We start from the raw sequence: 26055 nt of genomic DNA, 5'->3' as shown, positions 1-26055 counted from the left end.
ATTAAGTGTTTGCTCCTTGTATTGGCAAATGTCAGGTCAATGGGCGCGGTCGATTGGGTGAACGACAAGCGCGCAGGAATACCCAGCCCGGTTAAGGGGCGTCTGCACTTTCAAGGAATATGCTGATGCATAAATCAAATTGGGTGGGCAGATCGGGTCTGCACCGTGAGAGCCGGGCAACGCAGGCAGACAGCCTGACGGTTCTCAAGGCGAGTAAATCAGAAGAAGGTTATGCGGGTACTGGCAGGATTCATCGTGAGGTGAAGCATTGCAGGGCAAACATAAACAGGCTGATTAACTAGCCGACGCGCATTCTCTCCTCGAAATGAATAAAAAGCAAACAATAATTTGCCGATGTTGAAGTCAGTACGCTTTTCCTCTGTGTAATCAAGGTGCTATCAGCAGCAAATATTCGCAACTATCCGCCATAAAAAGAGGGCTCCCGACGGGAGCCCTCTCTCATTCTGCAATCAGCACAGGGGGCCGACTCAGTAGTCGCCACAGGCCTTCTTGGCAGCCGTGATCATCGGGGTGATGGTCATGCCTTGCACCACGATGGAGAACATCACCACCGAGTAGGTCATCACCAGGATGACCTGACGCAGGTCGACGCCATGTTCCGGGATCATCATGACACCGGAGGGGAGTGCCAGTGCCATCGCCATCGCCAGACCACCGCGCAGGCCACCCCAGGTGAGGATCCGCACCGAGAAGGTGTTGTAATTGCGGAATCGGCGGAAAGCCACATAGGGCAGCGACACGCTGATAAAGCGGGCACCCAGGCAGAGCGGCACCGCAATGACCAGCAGGATCCAGTCACGCCAGGCGAGATCCAGCAGTACCAGCGCCAGACCGATCAGCAGGAACAGCAGGGCGTTGAGGAACTGGTCCATCAACTCCCAGAAGTGATCCAGGTGATGGCTGCTCTGCTCGGAGAAGCCGGAGTGACGGGTCCAGTTGCCGATCATGATGCCGGTGACCACCATGGCCAGTGCGCCGGAGACGCCGATCATGTTGGCAAAGGCAAAACCGGCGGTCGGGATACAGAGAGTCAGCAGCAGCTCCAATGAACCGTCATCGGTGGCGCTGATCATCACGTGGGCGATGAGACCCAGCACGGCGCCGAACAGGATGCCGCCGAGGGCTTCGTGCAGGAACAGACCGGCCACGCTACCGAAGGTGGGCTCGACACCGCCAAAGGCGACGGCAAACACGGTAGCGAAGATGACGAGGCCAACACCATCGTTGAACAGGGATTCCCCTTCGATCTGGATGGCGATCTGGGGCGGCGCTTTCATCTTCTTGACGATGGCCAGTACGGCAATCGGGTCAGTGGGGGAGATCAGCGCGCCGAACAGCATGCAGTAGACCAGCGGCAACTCCCAGCCCAGCAGCTTGGCGATAAACCAGAAGCCGTAGCCGATGAGGAAGGTGGAGAGCAGGGTGGCAATGATGGCCAGAATGGTGATCTCCCACTTCTGGCTACGCAGCGCCTTGAGGTTGATGCCGAGGCCACCGGCGAACAGCAGGAAGCCCAGAATCCCCTTCAGCAGGAAGTTCTGGAAGTCGATGCTCTCCATGGTCTTGACGGCAAGAGGTTCCAGATTGAACCAACCCAGTTTGCCAAACAGCACCAGCAGTGCGGAGATCAGCATGGAGCCCGCAGTAATGGCGATGGTGGTCTGGATCTTCACAACATACTGGTTGGCAAAGGCGATAAAAATCGCCAACGCTGCCAGAAAACAGAGTGTGTAGTAGACGCTCATAGTTATTTTTTTCTCGTTGGTAGACAGCAAGCACGTATCCCTATGCAGGACGGGCATAGGTTACTCTCGGGCCCTATGTTACTCATTACCCATAAATGAGTATATGGTGGCGCATTTGGACTGATAGACGGCTAGATTTCCATTTTATTTGTTTGCTGTTAGGATGCTGTTTACGCAGTTGCATGGATGTAAGAGGAACACGCGGTGTCGAACGTAATGTCGAGCAGAGAGCCGAGCAAGCAGTCGGACGTAACAAAGAAGCTGGAAGCCTGCCTCCGGGAGCGGATCCTGATCATCGACGGGGCCATGGGCACCATGATCCAGGGCTACAAGCTGGGGGAGGCGGATTATCGTGGTGAGCGGTTTGCCGACTGGCATACCGACATCAAGGGCAACAACGATCTGTTGGTGCTGACCCGTCCGGCTGTGATCCGCGAGATCCACGAGCAGTATTGCGCTGCCGGGGCCGACATTCTCGAGACCAACACCTTCAACGCCACTCGCATCGCCATGGCCGATTACGAGATGGAAGAATTCTCGGCCGAGATCAACCGTGAAGCCGCCCGTCTGGCCCGCGCCGTGGCAGACGAGTGGACGGCAAAAGATCCCGCCAAGCCGCGTTTCGTGGCAGGGGTGTTGGGCCCCACCAACCGCACCGCCTCCATCTCGCCGGATGTGAATGATCCCGGCAAGCGCAACGTCACCTATGACCAGCTGGTGGCCGCCTACACCGAATCGACCCATGCCCTGATCGAGGGCGGCGCCGACATCATCCTGATCGAGACCATCTTCGATACCCTCAACGCCAAGGCCGCCGCCTTCGCGGTGGAAGGGGTCTTCGAGGCGCTGGGCTACAGCCTGCCGGTGATGATCTCCGGCACCATTACCGATGCCTCCGGTCGTACCCTCTCCGGCCAGACCACCGAAGCCTTCTACCACTCGCTGCGCCACGTCAAACCCATTTCGTTCGGCCTCAACTGTGCGCTTGGGCCAGATGAGCTGCGCCAGTATGTGGAGGAGCTGTCGCGCATCAGCGAATCCTGCGTCAGCGCCCACCCCAACGCCGGTCTGCCCAATGCGTTTGGCGAGTACGATCTCGATGCCGTCGAGATGGCGGAGCATATCCGCGAGTGGGCCCAAAGCGGCTTTCTCAACCTGGTCGGTGGCTGCTGCGGCACCACCCCGACCCATATCCGCGCCATGGCCAACGCCGTGGCGGGCATCAAGCCGCGCGTACTGCCCGAGCTGCCGGTGGCCTGCCGCCTGTCGGGTCTTGAGCCGCTGATCATTACCCCTGAATCCATGTTCGTGAACGTGGGGGAGCGCACCAACGTCACCGGTTCGGCCAAGTTCAAGCGGCTGATCAAGGAGGGGCTCTACGACGAGGCGCTCGATGTTGCCAAGCAGCAGGTAGAGAACGGCGCCCAGATCATCGACATCAATATGGACGAGGGGATGCTGGACGCCGAAGCGGCCATGGTGCGCTTCCTCAACCTCATCGCCGGTGAGCCGGATATCGCCCGGGTGCCCGTGATGATCGACTCCTCCAAGTGGGAGGTGCTGGAGGCGGGCCTCAAGTGCGTGCAGGGCAAGCCGGTGGTCAACTCCATCTCCATGAAAGAGGGGGAGGAGAAGTTCATTCAGCAGGCGAAACTGCTGCGCCGCTACGGTGCCGCCGTCATCGTGATGGCGTTCGATGAGGCGGGGCAGGCCGATACCCGTGCCCGCAAGTTCGAGATTTGCCAGCGTGCCTACCGGCTCTTGGTGGATCAGGTCGGTTTCCCGCCGGAAGACATCATCTTCGACCCCAATATCTTCGCGGTAGCGACCGGCATCGACGAGCACAACAACTACGCGGTGGACTTCATCGAGGCGGTGAAGGACATCAAGACGCATCTGCCTCACGCCATGATCTCCGGCGGCGTCTCCAACGTCTCGTTTTCGTTTCGCGGCAACGAGCCGGTGCGCGAAGCCATTCACGCCGTCTTCCTCTACCACGCCATCAAGAACGGTATGGACATGGGGATCGTCAACGCCGGTCAGCTCGCCATCTATGAAGACATTCCGGCGGAGCTGAAAGAGAAGGTCGAGGCTGTGGTGCTCAACCTCAATGACAACGCCACCGAGGAGCTGCTGGCCATCGCCGAGAAGTATCGCGGTGCCGGTGCACAGGCTGAGGATCCGCGGGATCAGGAGTGGCGCAGCTGGCCGGTGGGCAAGCGGCTGGAGCACGCACTGGTCAAGGGGATCACCGACTTTATCGAAGAGGATACCGAAGAGGCGCGCGCTGGCGCCGAGAAGCCGCTGCACGTCATCGAAGGGCCGTTGATGGATGGCATGAACGTGGTCGGCGACCTGTTCGGCGCGGGCAAGATGTTTCTGCCGCAGGTGGTGAAATCGGCGCGGGTGATGAAGCGGGCGGTGGCCTACCTGCAGCCCTATATCGAGGCGGAAAAATCGGGCGGCTCCAGCAATGGCAAAATCGTGCTGGCGACCGTGAAAGGGGACGTGCACGACATCGGTAAGAACATCGTCGGGGTGGTGCTGCAGTGCAACAACTTCGAGATTGTCGACCTCGGGGTCATGGTCTCCTGCGAGACCATTCTCAAGACTGCGCGGGAGGTCGGCGCCGATATCATCGGGTTGTCGGGTCTCATTACTCCGTCGCTGGACGAGATGGTGCACGTGGCCAAAGAGATGGAGCGTCAGGGCTTCAAGCTGCCGCTGCTGATCGGTGGTGCCACCACCTCCAAGGCGCACACTGCGGTGAAGATCGAACAGAACTACTCGGAGCCAGTGGTCTATGTCTCCAACGCCTCCCGCGCGGTGGGGGTGGCCCAGAGCCTGCTCAGCCCGGATCTGAAGGAGGCATTTGTCGCCCGCATCGACAAGGAGTACGAGATTGCCCGGGATCAGCATGCCCGCAAGCAGCCGCGCTCCCGCCCGGTCAGTCTGGCCCATGCCCGCGCCAACCGGCATCAGATGGATTGGGTTGGCTACCAGCCACCCAAGCCCCGCGAGCTCGGGGTGCAGAAGTTCGAAGATGTGGCCATTTCGGTGTTGCGCCCCTACATCGACTGGACGCCGTTCTTCCTCAGCTGGGAGCTGGCGGGCAAGTATCCGCGCATCCTTGAGGACGAGATCATCGGCGAGGAAGCGACCAAGCTGTTTGCCGACGCCAACGCCATGCTGGATCAGCTGGAAAAGGATCAGAGCGTGCGCTGCGCCGGGGTGGTCGGCCTGTTCCCGGCCAACGCGGTAGGGGACAGCATCGAGATTTACAGCGACGAGTCCCGCACAGAAGTGATCAAGGTGCTGCACCACCTGCGTCAGCAAAGCGAGAAGCAGGGCTTCCCCAACTACTGTCTGGCGGACTATGTGGCGCCGAAAGAGAGCGGCAAGCCCGACTGGATCGGCGCCTTCGCGGTGACCGGCGGCATCGGTGAGGAGGCCATCGCTAAGGCCTACAAGGCGCAGCACGACGACTACAACGCCATCCTCATTCAGGCGGTGTGCGACCGTCTCGCCGAAGCCTTTGCCGAGTATCTGCACGAGCAGGTGCGCAAGGTACATTGGGGTTATGCTCCCGACGAGGCCCTCAGCAACGAGGAGCTCATTCGCGAGAACTATCAGGGCATCCGTCCGGCGCCCGGTTATCCGGCCTGCCCGGAGCACACCGAGAAGGGGAGCATCTGGGAGCTGCTGGAGGTGGAGCAGGCTATCGGCATGCAGCTCACCGAATCCTACGCCATGTGGCCGGGGGCGGCGGTATCGGGTTGGTACTTCTCTCATCCCGAGAGCAAATACTTCGCGGTGGCGCAGATCCAGCAAGATCAGGTGGAAGATTACGCTGTTCGCAAGGGGATGACGCTGGCAGAGGCCGAGCGCTGGTTGGGGCCAAACCTGAACTGACTCCCGCGTGACATCGGTTGATCTTTAACGAGAAACGGCGGCATCCTTGCTTGGGTTGAACAACCTGCGCAGAGCCGCCGTTTAACCTGTTGGTCATAGTGACAGGTTAGAGTGCTGTTTGGTGTGGTTTGTCTTGTTGTCAGGATAAACAATTGGCGTTGTCTTGGCGCTGTGGCACCTTATACTCTCCCGCCCCATCCTGCCCAGGCATAGCCTTCTAGCGGAATTGTCATGAAGATCGCCATTTTATCCCGTGAGCCGAAAAACTACTCCACCCGCCGTCTGGTCGAGGTGGCGCAGGCGCGCGGTCATCAGGTAGAGGTGCTCGACACCCTGCGCTGCTATATGAATATCGCTTCCCACAACCCCTCCATTCACTACGAGGGTGGGGAGTTGGGAAGTTATGACGCCGTGATCCCGCGGATCGGGGCCAGCATTACCGCCTACGGCACCGCCGTGCTGCGCCAGTTCGAGATGATGAACACCATGGCCCTCAACAGCTCGGTGGCCATCAGCCGTTCCCGCGACAAGCTGCGGGCGATGCAACTGCTCTCCCGCCATGGCATCGGCCTGCCCATCACCGGCTATGCCCACAGCACCCACGACGTGCCCGACCTCATCACCATGGTGGGCGGGGCGCCGCTGGTGGTGAAACTGCTGGAGGGAACCCAGGGGATTGGCGTGGTGCTCTGCGAGACTCAGAAGGCCGCCGAGAGCGTGATCGAGGCCTTTATCCAGACCAACAACAACATTCTGGTGCAGGAGTATATTCGCGAGGCCAATGGCGCCGATATCCGCTGTCTGGTGGTCAACGGCAAGGTGGTGGCCGCCATGCGCCGTCAGGCCCAGCCGGGGGAGTTTCGCTCCAACCTGCACCGTGGCGGCACCGCCGAGGCGATCAAGATCACTCCGGAAGAGCGCGCTACCGCGGTGCAGGCCGCCAAGATCATGGGGCTGGATGTGGCGGGGGTCGATATCCTGCGCAGCGCCCGTGGCCCGCTGGTGCTGGAGGTCAACTCCTCCCCCGGCCTGCAAGGGGTGGAAGCCGCCTCCGGCAAGGATGTGGCGGGCAAGATCATCGAGTTCCTCGAACTCAAGGCGAGCCGCAAGAACAAACCGGCGGAGTGAGCCTCAGGCTTGCAGCCGTCAGATAGAAACAGGGCGCCCTCGGGCGCCTTGTTGCTATCTGGCTGGTGGGTTGGCGGTGCCACTGCGCCCTCACCCTAGCCCTCTCCCAAAGGGAGAGGGAACTGTTCGGCAGTGATCATCGCCAGCCGGGCGCTGAATACGCCATTCTCCAGCCGGGTGTCGATCTGCCAGCCCAGCTTCTCGCAGATGCGCTGAATGATGGTGAGGCCACAGCCGTAGCCGAGGATCTGATCCGGCGCCGCCGCCGTCGGGTTGCTGATGGTGAGCACTGGGCCACACAGCTCGATGTCGATATGTCCCTCGGCATAGCTCAGGGCATTTTTCAGCAGGTTGCCGAGGGCGATGGCGAGCAGGGAGAGGGGGGCGTTGACTTCGCTGCTCTCGTCCAGATTAAGCCGGATATCGAGGGCCTCCCGCTGCAACAGCGGAGCGAGGCGGGCCAGCTCCTGACGGATCAGCGGGGTGACCTGTTGTAGCGGTCGCTCCACTGCCTCCTTGCGGCCCAGCAGCAGGAAGGTCTCGGTGAGCAGCGCCATCTCGTCGGCGGCGGCGCGGATGCGGGTGGTGGCGCGGGCGGCCGGTGCGGGCAAGTCCGTCACCTTGCCAAGCAGTGCCGCCGAGCCCTGGATCACCATGTTGGGAGTGCGCAGCTCGTGGCTGGCGAAGCGGCTGAACTCCTGTTCGCGGGCGAACACTGCACTCACCTCCTGCTTGCCGGCCAGCAACGCCAGCTCGATGTCCCGCAGCTCCTGCCAGGGGGCGTCGGGCTCGAAATCCGCCTGATCCGGGGTGAGGTGGGCGACCCTCTGTTGCAGCCGTTGCAGCGGCCCTGTGATATGGCGCACCAGCCAGATGCCGAAGCCGAGGCAGCCCAGCAGCAGGGTCACCCCGATCAGTCGGGTGGCCAGATGCAGCTTGTCTTCGTAGGGGTCGAGGTAGTCGTCGGCGTCGTCGTTGAAGACCAGATAGAGCAGTCCCTCGCCGGAGGGGTGACGGGCCACCAGAAAGTGTTTGTCCTCCTTGCCCAGTTGGTGCTCGAAAAAGCCGGGAGTCTGGTAGGGCTTCAACCACTTGGGCAAGCGGCCCGCCTCGGTCCAGTAGCTGGAGAACTGTCTGGGGCTCGGGGCAGCGGCGGCTGGGCCGAGTCGCAGCCAGTCATCGCCGTAGCGGGTCACTTCCGCCTCCAGCCAGTGGCGCAGGCTCAGCTCCTCCATCTTGTCCTCGGCCACCAGCATCAGGCCGGAGAGCAGGATCAGCAGTACTACCCCGGCGCCGCCGAGCGCCATGATCAGGCGGCGGCGCAGGCTCGGCAGGCTCATGCGCTCACCAGTCGATAGCCCTGACCGTGCAGGGTCTCCAGCATGGGAGTGGGGAAGGGTTTGTCGAGCGCGTTGCGCAGGGCATAGATATGGCTGCGCAGGGCATCGGAGTCGGGCTCCTCATCCCCCCAGACGGTGTCGAGCACCTCCTGACGGCTGACGATGGCGGGGGCGCGGCGGGCCAGCAGGGCGAGGATTTGGAACGGGATCTTGCCGAGCTTGAGGGGCTCACCGGCGCGGGTGGCGCGGCCGCTGGCGACATCGACCGTCAGATCACCAAAGCTGATGGCCCCCACATCGCCGCGCGGGCCACGCAGGCTGAGGGCTTGCAGTCGCACCTCCAGCTCCTCCATGGCGAACGGCTTGACCAGATAGTCATCCCCTCCCGCCTTGAAGCCTGCCAGCTTGTCTTCCAGGCTGTCGCGGGCGGTGAGAAACAGCACGGGAGTGGCAATCCCCTGCTCGCGCAGGCGCGCCACTGTGCTGAGGCCATCGAGGCGCGGCATCATCACATCCATGATGATGACGTCGAAACGCTGATCCTCCAGCAGTTGCAGCGCCGCCTGACCGTGATAGGCACAATCGAGGCGGTGACCGGCCAGCTCCAGATAATCCATGATGGTTTCCGCCACCTGAGGATTGTCTTCCACTACCAAAATCTTCATGCTTTGCTCTCCTGGTTGGCGAGCGTTTCACGCTCTTTTCACACCGGATTCGGCATCCTGTTTGCCAGTGTAACCCCGAGGATCCCTGATGAAGAAGTCTCTCTGCGCCCTTCTGCTGCTGATATTGTTGCCACTTGGCACCGCACAGGCGACCGAATTCAAACTGACCGGCCGCACCACCTGGCAGCTTGGCCAGTTGATGGTCAACGGCATGCCGTTCGTGATCGACGACCAGACCCGCTTCAAGGATTGGCTCAACGAAGATGATCTCGGCGGTACCTGGGTCGAGATGAAGGGGGTGGTGGAGAACGGCGTGCGCTATGTGCGCAAGGTTGAAGCCCTCGACGAAGATGACAAGGATGAGATGGATCTGGAGGGGCCGGTCGAAGGGGGGCGGATCTGGGGCTACACCACCTCGGATAACAGTCTGGCGCCGTTCGAAGGGCGCTGGCTCGAGCTGGAGTGCAAGTTTGACGGCATGCGCCTGAGCCGTTGCCGCGAGGATGACTGATCCGATCTCTGCGTTCCGATTAGAAATGCTCCCGAATGAAGCCCATGCTTGTCCAGCATGGGCTTTTTGTTCAGGGACGAACGAAGATGGAACAATCGAGAAAGTGGTGTGCATGGATGCTGGGTGTGCCGCTCTGGGCGGCGCAGGCGGGAGCCGACGAATTGTGGCTGGTGGAGCTGGAGCACAGCGACGGCATCCGCCTGCAATTTCAGGGGGCCGAGGTGGAGCAGGGCAGTGCCGCCATCTGGCGGCAGGGGGAGATTTGGCCGCAGCCACTCAAACCCGGCGACCAGCTCGCCCTGCTGGTGGCCGATGGCGTTGCCACCCGCATTGAGCTGCTGGCCGCCAGAGCCCCGCTGGCCAATCAGCCCTGGCAGCGGGCGCAAGATCGCCTGCAATCCTTCGATGATCGGCAGCTCACGCTGGCCACCCTGGGCACAGTGCCACTCAATTCGCAGGTGCGCTGGGTCAACGGCTCGGTCGCCGATCTGCACGCCGGGAGCGAGCTGGTATTGATCCGTTCGGCGGATGGAATATTGCAGGGAATTGAAGTGATCAATCCTGAAGAGTAATTCAGCATCTTCTTATTTAATATGGTTTCACCATATTGTGGCAGCCATTAAATAATGGCTGCCACAATATTTATGATTTATCCCTCAATAAAGTCATCGCTCTAATTATTTTCCTGTATCACCATTATTTTGTTTGTCATGGATGTTTTTTGGTGGTTTATTTTATTTGTGTCAGGTTTTGTCGGAGTCCATACCTGTCAAATGAAAAAGGATATTTCTACACAATAACAATTATCGTATGTCTGAAAGAGGGATAAATGATGAATAGAATAATTACCGCCAATCTGGCGTTTTTGGCGTCTTCATTGATGCTCGCTCAGGTTCAGGCGGCTGAACCTGTCTACCCTGATCAGGTCAAGTGGGCGGGTCTTGGCACGGGCGTCTGTGCCAGTGGTTACCGTCCTCTGACCCGCGATGAAGCCATGAGTATCAAGGGTAATCTGGTCAGCCGCATGGGGCAGTGGCAGATCACCGGGCTGGCGGATCGCTGGGTGATTATGGGGCCTGGATATAATGGCGAAATCAAACAGGGCACTGCCGGAGAAACCTGGTGTTATCCCAATTCACCGGTTTCCGGAGAAATACCAACGCTCTCTGACTGGAATATTCCAGCGGGTGATGAGGTCGATGTACAATGGCGGCTTGTCCACGACAATGATTATTTTATCAAGCCAGTCAGTTATCTCGCCCATTATTTGGGATACGCCTGGGTGGGTGGAAATCATAGCCCCTATGTCGGGGAAGATATGGATGTTACCCGGGTTGGCGATGGCTGGCTGATAAAGGGAAATAATGACGGCGGTTGCTCCGGATATCGTTGCGGGGAGAAGAGCTCCATCAAGGTAAGCAACTTCTCATATACTCTGGAACCCGACTCCTTCAGCCACGGTCAGGTCACCGAGAGCGGCAAGCAGCTGGTCAAGACCATCACGGCCAATGCGACCAACTACACCGACTTGCCTCAGCAGGTGGTGGTGACCCTGAAGTACGACAAGGCCACCAACTGGTCGAAGACCGACACCTACAGCCTGAGCGAGAAGGTGACCACCAAGAACAAGTTTCAGTGGCCGCTGGTGGGGGAAACCGAACTGGCCATCGAGATCGCTGCGAGCCAGAGCTGGGCCTCCCAGAAAGGGGGCTCGACGACCGAGACCGTCTCGGTTGAAGCGCGCCCCACGGTGCCGCCTCACTCCAGCCTGCCGGTGCGGGTTGCCCTCTACAAGTCCAACATCTCCTACCCCTACGAGTTCAAGGCCGAGGTCAATTATGACCTGACCATGAAGGGCTTCCTGCGTTGGGGCGGCAATGCCTGGTATACCCATCCGGAGAATCGCCCCACCTGGGAGCACACCTTTGCCGTCGGCCCGTTCCGCGACAAAGCGAGCAGCATCCGCTACCAGTGGGACAAGCGTTATATCCCGGGTGAAGTGAAGTGGTGGGACTGGAACTGGACCATCAGCGAGTATGGTTTGTCGACCATGCAGAATAACCTGGGTCGTGTGCTGCGCCCGATCCGTTCGGCGGTGACCGGTGACTTCTATGCCGAGAGCCAGTTTGCCGGCGATATCGAGATTGGTCAGCCCCAGACTCGGTCCGCGAAGGCTGCCCAGCTGCGCAGTGCCTCTGCCGATGAGGTGGCGCTTACCGGTGTGGATCTGGACAGCGAGGCCCTTGCCAACGAAGGGTTTGGCAATGTATCCCTGACCATAGTTCCGGTTCAATAACCTCACTCGCAGGCCCCTTTCATAGGGGCCTGTTTCTGTTTGCCCTGCGCCCCTCGATTTTCCCTCTTTTTCTCCTCTTGTCCCTGAATGATCACAACAGGAAGCTATGGCTTGCCAAGGTGATGCCTACGCAGGTTTGACCTGTACTTGGGGTGGCCCCGTGAGCGAGGCATCGTTCACTCATTTGTTGAAAGAGGCGTGTTGGCCAGATTGTTAATGGCTTGTGCTTTAGATTTTCCCCCTTATACTGGCGCCATCTTGTCGGAGTGCTGACCGTCGAACGACGCGAAGCTGAGACCGTTAATTCGGGATCCGTGGAACCTGATCAGGTTAAAACCTGCGAAGGGAACAAGGGTAACTTGCGGGTTACCGCGCCGGAGGAGGAACAAGCCTCTTCCGCTCATCGAAGGGATCACCCTCGATGGGTCAGGGCGCACAGGAGGGAGTCTGTCCCGTCCGATTGTCCAGCACGTGGGGCGCCTTGCCCACAGCGTGCAGAGAGCGGGAAGGGGCAGTACAGCAGCGCGGAGATCTATCCTGCGCGCACTCCCTCCTGAGATAAACACCCCGCCGCAAGTTCATCTTCTCCTCGAACTCCAGACAAGCAAATACCCATAACTTCAACCAGTTAATGTGAGTTTTGCTATGTCTACTTCCGTATCTGATACCACCAAATCCAGCCGCCGCGAGCAGCGCTCCAGCGCTCAGGCCTTTATCGACAGCCTCAAGGGGATGGCTCACCCCAACTCCCGCCGCATCTTTATCGAAGGCTCCCGCCCCGATATCCGTGTACCCCTGCGGGAAATCCAGCTGGCCGACACCTTCGTCGGCGGCACCAAAGAAGATCCCAAGTTCGAACCCAACGAACCGATCCCGGTCTACGACACTTCTGGCCGTTACGGGGAGGAGGGGGTCGCCATCGACGTGCGCCGTGGCCTGCCGCGCCTGCGGGAGAACTGGGTGCTGGAGCGCGATGATACCGACGAACTGCCGGGGCTCAGCTCCACCTTCACTCAGGAGCGTCTGGCGGACGAGGGGCTCGACCACCTGCGCTTCGAGCATCTGCCGAAACCGCGCCGCGCCAAGCCGGGCCGCCGGGTCACCCAGCTCCACTACGCCCGCGCCGGCATCGTCACCCCCGAGATGGAATTTATCGCCATTCGCGAGAACATGGGGCGCGAGCGGGTGCGCTCTGAACTGTTGCGCACCCAGCATCCGGGCCGCGATTTTGGTGCCCGTTTGCCCCAGAACATCACCCCCGAATTTGTGCGCGATGAGGTGGCCGCCGGTCGCGCCATTATCCCCAGCAACATCAACCACCCGGAAGCGGAGCCGATGATCATCGGCCGCAATTTCCTGGTGAAGATCAACGCCAACATCGGCAACTCGGCGGTCACCTCCAGCATCGAAGAGGAAGTCGAAAAGCTGGTCTGGTCGACCCGCTGGGGCGCCGACACCGTGATGGATCTCTCCACCGGCCGCTACATCCACGAGACCCGCGAGTGGATCCTGCGCAACAGCCCGGTGCCCATCGGTACCGTGCCCATCTATCAGGCGCTGGAGAAGACCAACGGCATCGCCGAAGAGCTCACCTGGGAGCTGTTCCGCGACACCCTGCTGGAGCAGGCCGAGCAGGGGGTGGACTACTTCACCATCCATGCCGGCGTCTTGCTGCGTTTCGTGCCGATGACCGCCAAGCGCCTCACCGGCATCGTCTCCCGTGGTGGCAGCATCATGGCCAAGTGGTGCCTCTCCCACCACAAGGAGAACTTCCTCTACCAGCACTTCCGAGAAATTTGCGAGATCTGCGCCGCTTATGACGTGGCCCTGTCGCTGGGCGACGGTCTGCGTCCGGGCTCAGTCTATGACGCCAACGACGAGGCCCAGTTCGCCGAGCTGCGCACTCTGGGCGAGCTGACCAAAATTGCGTGGGAGTACGACGTGCAGGTGATGATCGAGGGGCCGGGTCACGTGCCGATGCACATGATCGAGCGCAACATGACCGAGCAGCTGGATCACTGCCACGAGGCGCCGTTCTATACGCTGGGCCCGCTCACCACCGACATTGCACCGGGTTACGATCATTTCACCTCCGGCATCGGTGCCGCGCTCATCGGCTGGTACGGCTGCGCCATGCTCTGCTACGTCACCCCCAAGGAGCATCTGGGCCTGCCCAACAAGGAGGATGTGAAGCAGGGGCTGATTACCTACAAGATCGCCGCCCACGCCGCCGATCTGGCCAAGGGGCATCCGGGTGCCCAGATCCGCGACAACGCCATGTCCAAGGCGCGATTCGAGTTCCGCTGGGAGGATCAGTTCAATCTGGCGCTCGACCCTGACACCGCTCGCGCTTACCACGACGAGACTCTGCCGCAGGAGTCCGGCAAGGTGGCCCACTTCTGCTCCATGTGCGGGCCCAAGTTCTGCTCCATGAAGATCACTCAGGACGTGCGCGACTACGCAGCCAAGCTTGAAGCGGTGGAGATCAAGCTGGTCGGCATGGATGGTCAGCAGGAGCAGGTGGTAGCTCAGGTAGAGAGCGGCATGGCCCGCATGGCGGAGACCTTCAAGGAGACCGGCGGCGAGATCTACCATCAGGCGGCGGCGCTGAAACAGGCCGCAGGGGAGGAGGCGTGAGCAGCGCAAGCGGGGCTGTCAGCCCCGCAGATCTGTCGCCCGCGACGGACTCTCGCCCAGTTGTCTGGACCATCGCCGGTTCAGACTCCGGCGGTGGCGCCGGCATTCAGGCCGACTTGCACACATTGCACGACCTTGGCGTGCACGGCTGCTCGGTCATCTCCGCCATCACAGCCCAGAACTCGGTGGCGGTGAAGATGGTTGACCCCGTGCTGATGCAGACCTTCACCGCCCAGATCGACGCCCTTGGCGTCGATCTGCCGCCCGCCGCCATCAAGATCGGTCTGCTGCCGACCCGGCTTCACGTCGAGGTGCTGGCCCGTCGACTGGCGGCCACCCCGGCCCCCTTCGTGGTCTACGACCCGGTGGCCATCGCCAGCACCGGTACCCCGATGGCGGAGCCCAATATGCTGGAGGCAGTGCGCGAGCAGCTGTTGCCACGTCTGTCGCTCATCACCCCCAACGGCCCCGAACTGGAAGCCCTGACCGGCATTCCTGCGACCAGCCCTGTGCTGGTGCGCTTCGCCGCCCAGCGGCTGCGCGAACTAGGCGCTCGCGCCGTGCTGGTCAAGGGCGGCCATCTGGGTTGGAGCGGTGAGCTCTGCCTCGACTACTACCAGGACGAGACCCGCGAATTCTGGCTGGCGGCGCCGCGCCTCGATACCCGCCACGGTCACGGCACCGGTTGCTGCTACGCCAGCGCCATCGCCGCCGTGGTGGCGCAGGATTATCCGGTGGAAGACGCCATCACCCTCGCGCGTGCCTACCTGCAACAGGGGCTGGCGGCGGCGCAGGGGGTGGGCGCAGGCCCGGGCCCCATCGCCCATCTTGGCTGGCCAGCCGATCTTGCTCACTTCCCCCGTGCCGTGCTGGCAGGGTCTGCCCTCGACCGTCGTTTCGGACTTTATGAGACAAGCAGCGCCCGCCTGCCGGATGGCCCTTTTGCCGCAACCGAACAGCATCTGGGCCTCTATCCGGTGGTGAACTCGGTCAAGTGGCTGCGCCGCCTGCTGGGGCAGGGGGTCAAGACCATTCAGCTGCGGATCAAGAATCTGCCCGCCGCTCAGGTGGCACCGGCCATTCGCGATGCGGTAGAGCTCGGTCGCCGTCATGGGGCGCGGCTTTTTATCAACGACTACTGGCAGCAGGCCATCGAGGCGGGCGCCTGGGGCGTGCATCTGGGGCAGGAGGATATGGAGACCGCCGATCTCGCCGCCATTCAGGCGGCCGGGCTGCGCCTTGGCATCTCCACCCACGGCTACTTCGAGCTGATGCGGGCCCGCGAGCTGGCCCCCTCCTATATTGCGCTGGGTCATATCTTCCCGACCAATACCAAGGCGATGCCTTCGCGCCCGCAGGGGCTGGTGCGGCTGCACCGCTACCGCGCCCTGATGGCGGAGTGGCCGACGGTGGCCATCGGCGGCATCAGCGAGGAGCGGGTGGCGGCGGTCAAGGCAAGCGGGGTCGGCAGTATCGCGCTGGTTTCGGCCATTACCGCCAGCGACGACTGGCAGGGGGCGACCGAGCGGCTGCTTGCCGCCGTGGGGGCGGGGGATGAGCCGCGTTCGGCCACCGTTATACGGGAGGCTGAACATGCGCTCTGATGCCGCTTCTCTTAGTGACAAAGAGTATCTGCGATACGGCCGCCAGCTGATGCTGGCGGAAGTGGGGGAGGCCGGTCAGGCGCGGCTCAAGGATAAATCCGTGCTGATCGTGGGCTTGGGCGGGCTCGGCTCGCCGCTGGCCCTCTATCTGGCCGGGGCCGGGGTGGGCACCTTGTGGCTGGCCGATGGCGATACGGTCGATTCCAGCAACTTGCCGCGCCAAATCCTGTTCGATAGCGAGGCGGTCAACCACTCCAAGGCGGAGCTGGCCCGTGAGCGGTTGGCGGCCCATAACCCGCTGGTGGAGCTGATCGCCATCAACCAGCGGCTCGATGCCGCCAGCCTGCCGGAGTTTGTGGCCGAGGTAGATCTGGTGATCGACTGCTGCGACAACCTCGCCACCCGCCATGCCATCAACGCTGCCTGCGTGGCTCAGGGCAAGCCCTGGATCTCCGCCGCCGCAGTGGGGTGGCAGGGGCAACTGATGGTGCGCACAGGTGCGGATCATGCCTGCTACGCCTGCCTCTACCCGCTGGATACCAAGATCGCCGAGCGCTGCGAGACCAGCGGCGTCACCGGCCCACTGGTCGGGGTGATGGGCTCTTTGCAGGCGCTGGAGGCACTGAAACTGCTGCTCGGGATGGCAAGCCCGGTCGCTGGCACATTGCGCCGTTTCGATGCGTTGACCCATCAGTGGCAGACCCTCACGCTGGCCCCCGATCCCGATTGCCCGGTTTGCGGACAGCGCCGATGCCCGACAGACGATAAGGAGATCACCCCATGACCCTCACCATTCGACTCAACGATAAAGCCCAGCCGCTGGCGGCAGGGCAGAGTGTGGCCGATCTGCTGGCGGCGCAAGACGTTAATCCTCAAGGGGTAGCGGTGGCCCTTAACGGCGCCGTGCTGCCCCGTGGCCGCTGGGCCGAGACCCGTCTTAATGACGGGGACGAAATTCACCTCTTCACCGCCATAGCGGGAGGCTGACCCATGATGCTCACAGTCCCATATTCGAGCGTTCTGCCTTGCGGCGGGGCCTCACCTCTTCTTACCGCAGTGGCCGGAGGCTGACATGCTGAAAATTGCCGATCACACCTTCTCATCGCGCCTCTTTACCGGCACCGGCAAGTTTGCCCGCCCTGATCTGATGGTCGCCGCCATCGAGGCGAGCGGCTCCCAACTGGTCACCATGGCCATCAAGCGGCTCGAACCGGGCAAGGCCCACGACGATATCCTGAGCCCCTTGCTGCAACTCGGGGTCAAGCTCTTGCCCAACACCTCCGGCGCCAAGACTGCCGCCGAGGCGGTGTTTGCCGCCCACCTCGCCCGCGAGGCGCTGGGGACGAACTGGCTGAAGCTGGAGATCCACCCCGACCCGCGCTATCTGCTGCCAGACCCCATCGAGACGCTGAAAGCCGCCGAGCAGCTGGTGAAAGAGGGCTTTGTGGTGCTGCCCTACTGCGGCGCCGACCCCGTGCTCTGCAAGCGGCTGGAAGAGGTGGGCTGCGCCGCCGTGATGCCGCTGGGCGCGCCCATCGGTTCCAATCAGGGGCTGGTGACCCGGGAGTTTCTCTCCATCATCGTCGAGCAGGCCAATGTGCCTGTGGTGGTGGATGCAGGCATAGGTGCGCCGAGCCACGCCGCCGCTGCCTTTGAGCTGGGCGCCGACGCCGTGCTGGTCAACACTGCCATCGCGGTGAGCGGCGATCCGGTCGCCATGGGCCGCGCCTTTGCGCTGGCCTGCACTGCCGGTCGCAGCGCCTATGAGGCAGGCCTCGGCGCCCGCGCCCTGCAGGCCCAAGCCTCCAGCCCGCTCACCGATTTTCTGGGGGCGTTATGAGTCATGATGCTGGTGCGATGAGTGACTTCGAGCCTTTTGCACAACCTCAGGTGCGTCCGAGTGATAGCCCCCCTCTCCCTCTGGGAGAGGGGCTGGGGGTGAGGGCGCCGGGGGTGAGGGCTAAGGAGCCTACCTTTCTCGACCGATGGCAGGAGCTGGATTGGGACGATATCGGCATGCAGATCCGCGCCAAGAGCGCCGCCGATGTCGAACGGGCGCTGGGTTCACCCCGCCGCACCCTGGCCGATTTTATGGCGCTGATCTCCCCTGCTGCCGAGGCGTATCTGCCGCAGATGGCGGCCGAGGCCGAGCGGCTGACCCGCCAGCGCTTTGGCAACACCATCGGCTTCTATGTGCCGCTCTATTTGTCGAATCTGTGCGCCAATGACTGCACCTACTGCGGCTTCTCCATGAGCAACCGCCTCAAGCGCAAGACCCTGAATGCAGAGGAGATTGAGCGCGAGTGTCTGGCCATCAAGGCGCGCGGTTTTGACAGCGTGCTGCTGGTGACTGGCGAGCACGAGCACAAGGTGGGGCTCGCCTATTTTCGCGAGGTGATGCCCATCATCCGCCGCCACTTCAGCACGGTTGGGATGGAGGTACAGCCCCTCTCGCAGGCCGAATATGCCGAGCTGAAAAGCCTCGGCCTCGATGCCGTCATGGTTTATCAGGAGACCTACCACGCCCCCACCTACGCCCGCCACCATCTGCGCGGCAACAAGCGGGACATCGCATGGCGCCTCGCCACCCCGGATCGGCTCGGCCGCGCCGGTATCGACAAAATCGGGCTGGGGGCGCTCATCGGCCTCTCCTCGGATTGGCGCGCCGACAGCTACTTTGTCGCCGAGCACCTGAGCTGGCTTGAGCGCCACCACTGGCAGAGCCGCTACTCGCTCTCCTTCCCGCGCCTGCGCCCCTGCACCGGTGGGCTGGAGCCTGCCGTGGTCATGTCGGATCGCCAGCTGGCCCAGCTTATCTGCGCCTGGCGCCTCTTCTCGCCGACGCTGGATTTGTCCCTCTCCACCCGCGAGTCGGCCACCTTTCGCAACGGTGCGGTGCGCCTTGGCATTACCCAGATGTCCGCCGAGTCGCGCACCCAGCCGGGTGGCTATGCCGAGGGGGATGCAGAGGAGCTGGAGCAGTTTGCCATCCACGACGACCGCCCGGTGGGGGAAGTGGCCGCCGCCGTGCGACAGGCCGGGTTGCAGCCAGTGTTCAAGGATTGGGAGCCGTTTTTGGGGAGATAGAGGGTGATTTCCCTTTGCCATACGCAAGTGATGCCGGAACACAATAGCTATTCGCGGTAAATGTTGGGCTTCGCAACATACATCTGTTGTGGTAGGTTGGTGCTGAGCGTAGAGAAGCCCAACATATGAGATGTTATTTATTGCACCTCGCAACACCATGCTTACATGGTGTCAACAAGAGTGTATTCAAACATCCACGGTTAGTCTATTTATTATTAGGGAATATTCATCGTATTTATCTAGAGGCGACTTGCCAGCATCAAATAAATCATAAGTGAACTCGAAGGTTGCCTTGTATCTAATGTCGTATAGGTTAATTTTCCATTCTTCGTCATCCTTATGTTTTTTTGATACCATCTTTTCGACAATGTCGTAAAAAACGAAGTTTTCGTCAAACATCATCATGTCATAATTATCAATTTCAAAGTTGCACGTGAAATCTATTGATAGTTTTCCTGACATTGAAAATAAATCATTTTCACTGTCACTTTCTATAATCAGTTCATCAAGTACCTGATGATATAAAGTGTTTTTATTTATGACAGGAGCAAATGTCAGCTCCCCATATACTTCATCCTTATAAAGAATGTTTTCTAATAAATCCTCAACCAATAGCTCTATAAATGTTTCAATTTGTATCTCGGAAATATTTGATTTTGATAAGTTGTTATTATTTTTATGCAAAGCTTGAATTAATAATGGCAAGTTATCAGTTACTTTACAGTTATCGAACGAAAAGTCAGGATGTAATCCAACAATTATCGATTTTTCTTGTTTCGTTCCTGCAAAATCCTTTATGTTTTTTGTATAAATTATACTTTTTGAATTTGGGTATTTTTCCATTACAGATAAAGCTAGCATGTAATCTTTATATCCTTGTTCTTTACCATTTTCAGTGAATGGATGTCTCAAGGAATAAATGGCATTAACAATATCTTGATGCGATGCTGAACTGTATGGGATAATATCTATCCTCTTATCTTTTATAAAGCTCTCAAGCCATATTTTATATTCTGACTCCCTTTTCTTTATTGAGGAAAGTAATTTATCAAATGCAACTTTGTTAGCTTTTTTGTCGAGGAGTATTCTTGATAACTTGGCTTGAATATCACTGAGTTCTCTTAGTGTTTTATTGAACTCTTTGGCATATTGACCAAGACACTCATCGATTACGATTTGAGGGATGCAGATATTTGTTTTGTATATCCCTGCAATTTTAACAATTTTCTTCAGGTCGTTAGACCTAAGGTTATAATCTTTGTGAAGTATGTTGGTATCCAAAATTATATTGTCAAACATTGTGTCACCAAATTATTTTTGTTAGGTGCCATACTACATTTACATATTTTTATTTTAGGTTGTAGTCAGGCTAATTGAGTTATATAAGGTATATTATAGTGTGGCCAATATCTGTAATGTTGTAGATTGATGTAAATTCATGGTCAGTTAGGACTTAAAGTATATTTTTTAGTGAGATTGAAGTTTTTGAAATATTTAAGAGGGATCAACGTCGCCGTTTTGCCAGACATTGAAATGGCTAGAACACTTTCATAATAAAATCCACCAGATGAGCTACCATTAGTATCAGTCTCTGTTCCTAATGTTTTTAGTGTTGTTAATTTCTCTGAATATTCTTTCATTTCCTTAAGAGATACTCCTTTCTGAAAGGTATTACTAAAGATACCATCTGTGATAGCATGCTCAAAATAATGACTAACTTGAATTTCTAAATGCCTTTTTGTCCCTATTTTTCCTCCTATCAAAAAATGAGCTTGATAAGCTGGCATGTCTTTTAGTTCATTCGCAGCCTTAGAGAAACCTGCTTTACCTCCCTCATATTTCTTGTATTCTCCAGAAAGGTCAGAGAGAGTTTTTTTAAACTCCAGAATAAAGTATTTAGAATTTGTACATACAACCGTGTCGCCGATTGACTCAACATCACCATCTAAAGGCATAAAAAGGTTAAATATGCCCTTTTGGGCTGCCTCTAAGACAAATGTGTATTCAACCGTTTTTTCCCACCATTTCATTGAATTAGCCTCACTCTTAAGTGACTACGGGTATACCTATTTTAATGGGTAAGGCAGTCTAACCCTAATTGGGTTTTGTATGAAGCCTGTTGGTTTAAAGGTGTGATGCCCCGCACTTTAATTTCTATTAGGGCAGTCTAATGACAGAGCCTCTGGGTTTGTATCATTTATGTCGCAATGAGTTTCTGTATGTTTTTTCCACAACGTAGTAATATTCCCGTCGCTAATCAGCTTCAGATTAATCTGCGCCATTGACCAATTTTACTAGGCGAGAGTATTGAGACGGACTATCGTGCCGTCATCGAAGCGGTAGCTGATCGGCCTGATGGGGTTGCCGACGATCGTGTATATAGGAGCATCACTGGTGATGGGGGTGCGGAGCTTATGTTTATGATGGTGTCGTTTCCGGCTTTCACACAGGACGTGATGAGGGGCTCATCGTCGATTCCGACATTTTCCGCCCACTTGTTTCTGGGCTCTGAAGCGTATGATGTGATGATTTTAGTAACTCATCACATCATCTTCCTCAGGAAGTAACTGATATGCCCCGGCGGCATATCGGGCAGCTGGCCAAAGACTTCGTAACCCTGCTTCTGATAGAAGGGGAGGGCCTGAAAACTGGTAGTTTCCAGATGGTAGTTGGTGATGCCTTTGCTTTGGGCGTACTGCTCCATGGCGCCGAGCAGGCGGCCGCCCCAGCCGTCGCGGCGGATGCTTTCGTCGATCCAGAGCCAGTCGACGTGCAGCCAGCCCCACTTGATGTCGGCGATGATGCCGCCGTGTACCTTGCCCTCTTTATCCTTGATAAAGCTGGCGATCCGCTCGCGCCGAAGTTCGTACAGCTGAGGGCCTGCCTGGCTTACGTTGTAGCCCGTCAGGCCAATGCGCAGCGCTTCAACATCATCGTCCTGAGGCGGTTGGGGTGGGGTTAGTTGCATAGTGCTTCCTGCTTGATGGTGGTTGTCTCTATGGGGCTGCCGCTTCCAGCGCGGCTATTTCGCCGCCACTGATAAGCGGCAGGTTGCGGCTGATCTGCTCCACCGGCCAGTCCCACCAGGCGATGGCGTTGAGACGGGCGATGGTGTCGTCGTCGAAGCGGTAGCGGATCACCTTGGCGGGATAGCCGCCGACCACGGCGTAGGCGGGCACGTCACCGCTGACCACAGAGCGGGCGGCGATAATGGCGCCGTTGCCGACTTTTACCCCCGGCATGATCAGGGCGTCATAGCCAATCCAGACATCGTTGCCGATGACGGTATCGCCCTTGTAGGGGAGGCTGCCCGGGGCGGGGGCGGCGCTCTCCCAGCCGTTGCCGAAGATAAAGAAGGGGTAGGTGGAGAAGCCGGAGGTCTGGTGGTTGGCGCCGTTCATGATGAACTTCACCCCGCGGGCGATGGCGCAGAACTTGCCGATGATCAGCTTGTCGCCGATGAAGGGGAAGTGGTAGAGAACGTTGCGCTCGAAGCCTGCCGAATCTTCCGGGTCGTCGTAATAGGTGTAGTCACCCACCTCGATATTGGGCCCCTTGATGGTGTTCTTGATAAAGCACACCTGGGGAAATCCGTTCATGGGGTGGGGATTGGCGGGATCGGGTCCGTGCATCTGGTCTCCTTGGATGGGCCGGGCTAGAGCGCCGGGAAGTAGCAGGCGCTCATGTCGATGGAGTGATCGGGGCAGCCCGGCAGATAGAACTGCCAGCCCGCATCGGAGAAAGCGCGCAGTTCGGTTTCGACAAACTTGATGGCGAGGCTCAGTGCCTGCAGGCTGTCGATGCCGTAGATAAAGGTCTTGTCGCTCAGCCCCGCCAGCTTCACCTTGCAGCGCCAGTCACCGCTGGCGGACTTGGGATCCGGCTCGGGGGCCTTGATGGCGATCTTGAGGGTGAGCTGTTCCCCTTCGGTGCTGATGGCGTCGAAGCGGGCGGTAACTATGGCGTTTTTCATCTGGTGATTCCTTTTCCGTGGTACAGCCCCTGCGGTTGCGGGTGGCTGGCTCCCTGATGGCTGATGAGGTGAAAACTGGACTCAGGACGGCCAGCGTAAATGAACTTGTGAGTTGAAACAATGGGATATGCACGACCGGGGGAGGGGGCTTTCGCCGCCGTGAGCGAGCGCAGTGGTGGGAGTAGCAACGCGCTGGCCACCTGTGGTGGCCGAGAGGCTGGCAGGCTGCTAGATGTAAAGGATTGTTGGCTGTGGCCGCAGATTTTTCTGCGCTGACGATGAGGGCGAGTGAGTCCTCTTGAGGCAGAATATCTCCCCCCTGTTTGACGTTGAAGTACAGGAGTCTTCGTGGCGCTTTCGGTAACCCAGCTTTATGAAGTGATGGCCCAGCTGCCAGATCCCGTCTTTATCCTCAGTGAAGATGGCTATTACGTGGAATATATCGGCGGCATGGAGCAGCAATCCTATCACGACGGCAATCCGCTGGCGGGAAAGCAGCTGGCCGATGTGCTGCCACCCGAGATGGCCATGTGGGTCAAGGCGCAGGTGGCCGAGTCGCTGGCGAGCGGTCAGGTGCGGGTGGTGGAGTATGAGCTCTCCGCCGCCGAGGTGGGGGGGATTAATGCCGCCGCCGGGCCGCAAGGGATACAGCGTTTTGAGGGCAAGATTGCGCCGCTGCCCTCCCTCTATGACGGCAAGCGGGCGGTGGCCTGGGTGACCCGCAATATCACCCGCCAGTACGAGTTGCAGCAGCGACTGCTGCGCCAGAGTGAAACCGACCAGCTGACTGGCCTCCATAACCGCCGTTTCTTCTTCGAGCACTGCCAGCCGTTGCGGGCAGGAGATGCGCCCTGTGGTCTTATCATGCTCGACATCGATCACTTCAAGCAGATCAACGATCACTACGGCCATCAGCAGGGAGATCGGGCCTTGCAGCGCTTCAGTAGTTGTATCGATGCCCTGTTGCGGGCGGATGACCTCTTTGTGCGCAGTGGTGGCGAGGAGTTTCTGATCCTGCTGCCGCGGATCGATGAAGCCGGTTTGCTGCAGATGGCGGAGCAGATCCGTGCCGCCGTCGAAGCGCTGCCTGCCGATCCGGTCGCCATCACGGTCAGTCTGGGCACAACCCTGGTGCAGCCGGAGGAGGAGATCAATCAGGCGCTGGCCCGGGCCGACGAGTGGCTCTATCGGGCCAAGCGGGCAGGCCGCAACCGGGTGGCGCACTGCTCGGCAGGTTGAAAGTGCCGCTCCGGTCGCTGTCGGAAATAGCCTGCGCTTTTACTCTGAATAAATTGGCTGACATCACTGTCAATTAGTAGAAAAGTTGGCCGTATTATTTAACTCATATTCCACAGCTTAAGGTGTTAATATTATCGGCCTGATCGCTGGTCTTATTTGTGTTGTTGGGCAACAGCATGAGGTTTTATCGGTATGTTATCAAACAGGCGTGAATCTGGTTTTGGGTGACGAATGTGATACATCCTGTTGTCTTTTGAAACATTCCGATTCAAACAGTCATGAATTATTAACCTTGACCCGGATAGCGATTTCAACGATGGTAGCGTGGCAGCTCCGTTTCTCTCCGGTGGCCCTGTTGGCCGCTGGCGGCGTTGTTTTTTCATGTGCATGGCGATATGCAACGACATATCTCCAGCCTGTTATTCGGGCCAATAAAAATAATGATGACAGACTAATAAGGTATATATTGCAATGAGTGTTTCTATTGCTGAAAAGAGTAACCCTGTTTCAAAATTGAAATGGGAGAAAAGCGATTCGGTATGGACCATGGGCCTATATGCTACAGCTGTCGGTGCCGGTACGTTATTTCTCCCTATTACAGTTGGCAGTAATTCTCCGGTTATTTTGCTGTTTATTTTATTGCTGGCTTTTCCGCTATCTTATTATTCCCACCGGGCATTGAGCCGCTTTGTGCTCTCCAGCTCCCATCGGGAAGGGGATATCACCCATGTGGTGGAGGAGCACTTCGGTGCCAAGGCGGGCAAACTGCTGATGCTGGTCTATCTGATGGCCTTCTACCCCATCATTCTGGTCTACAGCATCTCCATCACCAACGCGATCCAGAGCTTCGTTGTTCACCAGCTGGGGGATGCCGAGCTTCCGCGCGGCTTGCTGGTGCTGGGGGTGATGCTGGGCCTGCATCTGGTGCTGCTGGCCGGCAAACAGATCGTGGTGTCGGCCATCAGCGTGCTGGCACTGCCGATGGTTGCCTTTCTGATTGGCCTCTCCATCTATTTGCTGCCCCAGTGGAGCCTCTCCTATTTCAGCGAGAGCCAAGCAGTGGACTGGCGTGATCCGGCGTTCTGGAAATCCCTCTGGCTGATCGTGCCGGTGATGGTCTTCTCCTTCAGCCATGCGCCTATTATTTCCTCCTTCAGCGCGGCGCAGAAGAAGCGCTGTCAGGAGAGTGCCGACCTGCGTGCCAAGCGGATCATCAAGTACAGCAGCATGCTGATTTGCGGCAGCGTGCTCTTTTTCGTGGTGAGCTGCGTGATGAGTCTGAGTCAGGCGGAGATGGCGCTGGCCCGCACCGACAATATCTCGGTGCTATCGGCGCTGGCGAACAAGTTCTCCAACCCGCTGATCGCCTATGTGGGGCCGCTCATCGCCATTCTGGCCATGTCCAAATCCTTCCTCGGCACCTCCATGGGGGTGAGCGAGGGGACGGTGAGCATGGTGAGCGGTGCCTGTCAGGGGCTGGGGTTCTCCCTCAAGGAGTCGACCATCGCCCGGGTGTCATCGGTGATCCTGTTTATGGTGACCGCCGTCATCACCTATCTGAACCCCAACGTGCTCGACATCATCGAGCGCGTCAGTGGCCCGCTGATCGCGGTGATCCTGTTTCTGCTGCCGGCCTGCTCCATCTATCGCTTGCCCGCACTCAAGCGTTATCGCGGGCCGAGTACCCTTTTTGTGTTGGTGATGGGGCTGCTTGCCATCTCGGCCCTTATCTACGATCTGCTTTGACCGGGCGGTATCCCGCACAAATCAAAAAGGGCGACCATCTGGTCGCCCTTTTTCTGTGCGTTGTCCCGTCCTGAATATGGTTTACACCTTTCCCCCCAATAAATGGAGAACCCGATGGGACAAGGTGTGAAACGGACACAGCGCGATTACT

Annotated in this window: 21 protein-coding genes and 1 riboswitch; of the genes, 13 read left to right on the top strand and 8 right to left on the bottom strand. The window is 58.7% G+C overall.

The features are described 5' to 3' along the window. Positions 1–488: 488 nt before the first annotated feature. Positions 489–1766, bottom strand: coding sequence for a sodium:proton antiporter (locus AB5Y82_RS03465; protein ID WP_021231596.1), 1278 nt, complete (start codon positions 1764–1766; stop codon positions 489–491). A gap of 216 nt (positions 1767–1982) precedes the next feature. Here AB5Y82_RS03465 and metH point away from each other — a divergent pair, with 216 nt between their 5' ends. Together metH and rimK are read left to right on the top strand one after the other, a co-directional pair. Continuing rightward, positions 1983–5678 (top strand): methionine synthase, encoded by a 3696-nt coding sequence (metH, locus tag AB5Y82_RS03460; RefSeq protein ID WP_368173668.1) that lies wholly within the window; start codon positions 1983–1985, stop codon positions 5676–5678. 231 nt (positions 5679–5909) lie between these two features. Beyond that, entirely contained in the window at positions 5910–6806 is an 897-nt protein-coding gene (rimK, locus tag AB5Y82_RS03455; RefSeq protein WP_005340088.1) for a 30S ribosomal protein S6--L-glutamate ligase, read from the top strand. A gap of 95 nt (positions 6807–6901) precedes the next feature. On the opposite strand, the gene AB5Y82_RS03450 is transcribed toward rimK, so the two are convergent. Together AB5Y82_RS03450 and AB5Y82_RS03445 are read right to left on the bottom strand one after the other, a co-directional pair. Then, positions 6902–8146, bottom strand: coding sequence for a sensor histidine kinase (locus AB5Y82_RS03450; RefSeq protein ID WP_368173663.1), 1245 nt, complete (start codon positions 8144–8146; stop codon positions 6902–6904). Then, positions 8143–8811: a response regulator transcription factor gene (locus tag AB5Y82_RS03445; protein ID WP_111900303.1), complete on the bottom strand. Its 669-nt coding sequence runs from the start codon at positions 8809–8811 to the stop codon at positions 8143–8145. The genes AB5Y82_RS03450 and AB5Y82_RS03445 overlap by 4 nt, the downstream gene beginning before the upstream one ends. A gap of 88 nt (positions 8812–8899) precedes the next feature. Between AB5Y82_RS03445 and AB5Y82_RS03440 the strand changes: the two genes are divergently transcribed. From AB5Y82_RS03440 to thiH, 9 genes are all read left to right on the top strand, one after another. Then, positions 8900–9322: a hypothetical protein gene (locus AB5Y82_RS03440; protein ID WP_005340092.1), complete on the top strand. Its 423-nt coding sequence runs from the start codon at positions 8900–8902 to the stop codon at positions 9320–9322. Positions 9323–9408: 86 nt separating this feature from the next. After that, positions 9409–9894: a hypothetical protein gene (locus AB5Y82_RS03435; protein WP_201943963.1), complete on the top strand. Its 486-nt coding sequence runs from the start codon at positions 9409–9411 to the stop codon at positions 9892–9894. A 260-nt stretch (positions 9895–10154) separates the two neighbouring features. Further along, positions 10155–11618: an aerolysin AerA gene (aerA, locus tag AB5Y82_RS03430; RefSeq protein WP_162838993.1), complete on the top strand. Its 1464-nt coding sequence runs from the start codon at positions 10155–10157 to the stop codon at positions 11616–11618. A gap of 252 nt (positions 11619–11870) precedes the next feature. Then, positions 11871–11983: riboswitch (TPP riboswitch) on the top strand. A 280-nt stretch (positions 11984–12263) separates the two neighbouring features. After that, on the top strand, positions 12264–14255 hold the full coding sequence (gene thiC / locus AB5Y82_RS03425) for a phosphomethylpyrimidine synthase ThiC (protein ID WP_368173662.1): 1992 nt from the start codon (positions 12264–12266) through the stop codon (positions 14253–14255). Continuing rightward, positions 14252–15859: a thiamine phosphate synthase gene (thiE, locus tag AB5Y82_RS03420; RefSeq protein ID WP_368173661.1), complete on the top strand. Its 1608-nt coding sequence runs from the start codon at positions 14252–14254 to the stop codon at positions 15857–15859. The genes thiC and thiE overlap by 4 nt, the downstream gene beginning before the upstream one ends. Further along, on the top strand, positions 15849–16643 hold the full coding sequence (locus AB5Y82_RS03415; RefSeq protein ID WP_368173660.1) for a ThiF family adenylyltransferase: 795 nt from the start codon (positions 15849–15851) through the stop codon (positions 16641–16643). The genes thiE and AB5Y82_RS03415 overlap by 11 nt, the downstream gene beginning before the upstream one ends. Next, a complete protein-coding gene (gene thiS, locus AB5Y82_RS03410; protein WP_139735910.1) occupies positions 16640–16846 on the top strand; it encodes a sulfur carrier protein ThiS in 207 nt (68 codons plus the stop codon). Before AB5Y82_RS03415 ends, thiS begins: the two co-directional genes overlap by 4 nt. 85 nt (positions 16847–16931) lie before the next feature. After that, positions 16932–17699 (top strand): thiazole synthase, encoded by a 768-nt coding sequence (locus AB5Y82_RS03405; protein ID WP_368173659.1) that lies wholly within the window; start codon positions 16932–16934, stop codon positions 17697–17699. Between the two features lie 17 nt (positions 17700–17716). Next, positions 17717–18946, top strand: a complete 1230-nt coding sequence (gene thiH, locus AB5Y82_RS03400) for a 2-iminoacetate synthase ThiH (protein WP_216995396.1) — start codon at positions 17717–17719, stop codon at positions 18944–18946. A 186-nt stretch (positions 18947–19132) separates the two neighbouring features. On the opposite strand, the gene AB5Y82_RS03395 is transcribed toward thiH, so the two are convergent. The 5 genes from AB5Y82_RS03395 to AB5Y82_RS03375 all read right to left on the bottom strand — a co-directional run bounded on the left by AB5Y82_RS03395 (position 19133) and on the right by AB5Y82_RS03375 (position 22919). Further along, entirely contained in the window at positions 19133–20245 is a 1113-nt protein-coding gene (locus AB5Y82_RS03395) for a PIN domain-containing protein (RefSeq protein ID WP_368173658.1), read from the bottom strand. Positions 20246–20388: 143 nt separating this feature from the next. Further along, positions 20389–20976: a hypothetical protein gene (locus tag AB5Y82_RS03390; protein ID WP_368173657.1), complete on the bottom strand. Its 588-nt coding sequence runs from the start codon at positions 20974–20976 to the stop codon at positions 20389–20391. A 512-nt stretch (positions 20977–21488) separates the two neighbouring features. After that, positions 21489–21914 carry a GNAT family N-acetyltransferase gene (locus AB5Y82_RS03385; protein WP_368173656.1) on the bottom strand — a complete coding sequence of 142 codons (426 nt, stop codon included), beginning with the start codon at positions 21912–21914 and terminating at the stop codon, positions 21489–21491. A gap of 28 nt (positions 21915–21942) precedes the next feature. After that, entirely contained in the window at positions 21943–22578 is a 636-nt protein-coding gene (locus tag AB5Y82_RS03380) for a Vat family streptogramin A O-acetyltransferase (RefSeq protein WP_368173655.1), read from the bottom strand. A gap of 23 nt (positions 22579–22601) precedes the next feature. Then, a complete protein-coding gene (locus AB5Y82_RS03375; protein WP_368173654.1) occupies positions 22602–22919 on the bottom strand; it encodes a hypothetical protein in 318 nt (105 codons plus the stop codon). Between the two features lie 348 nt (positions 22920–23267). On the opposite strand from AB5Y82_RS03375, the gene AB5Y82_RS03370 reads away from it, so the two are divergent. Together AB5Y82_RS03370 and AB5Y82_RS03365 are read left to right on the top strand one after the other, a co-directional pair. Then, positions 23268–24158: a diguanylate cyclase gene (locus AB5Y82_RS03370; RefSeq protein ID WP_368173653.1), complete on the top strand. Its 891-nt coding sequence runs from the start codon at positions 23268–23270 to the stop codon at positions 24156–24158. Between the two features lie 471 nt (positions 24159–24629). After that, complete coding sequence (locus tag AB5Y82_RS03365; RefSeq protein WP_368173652.1) at positions 24630–25904, top strand: amino acid permease; 1275 nt, start codon at positions 24630–24632, stop codon at positions 25902–25904. Positions 25905–26055 lie beyond the last annotated feature (151 nt).

This window comes from Aeromonas sp. s13 (genome assembly GCF_040907905.1).
Classification (GTDB): domain Bacteria; phylum Pseudomonadota; class Gammaproteobacteria; order Enterobacterales; family Aeromonadaceae; genus Aeromonas; species Aeromonas veronii.
This window is presented reverse-complemented; position numbering and strand designations above follow the sequence as displayed.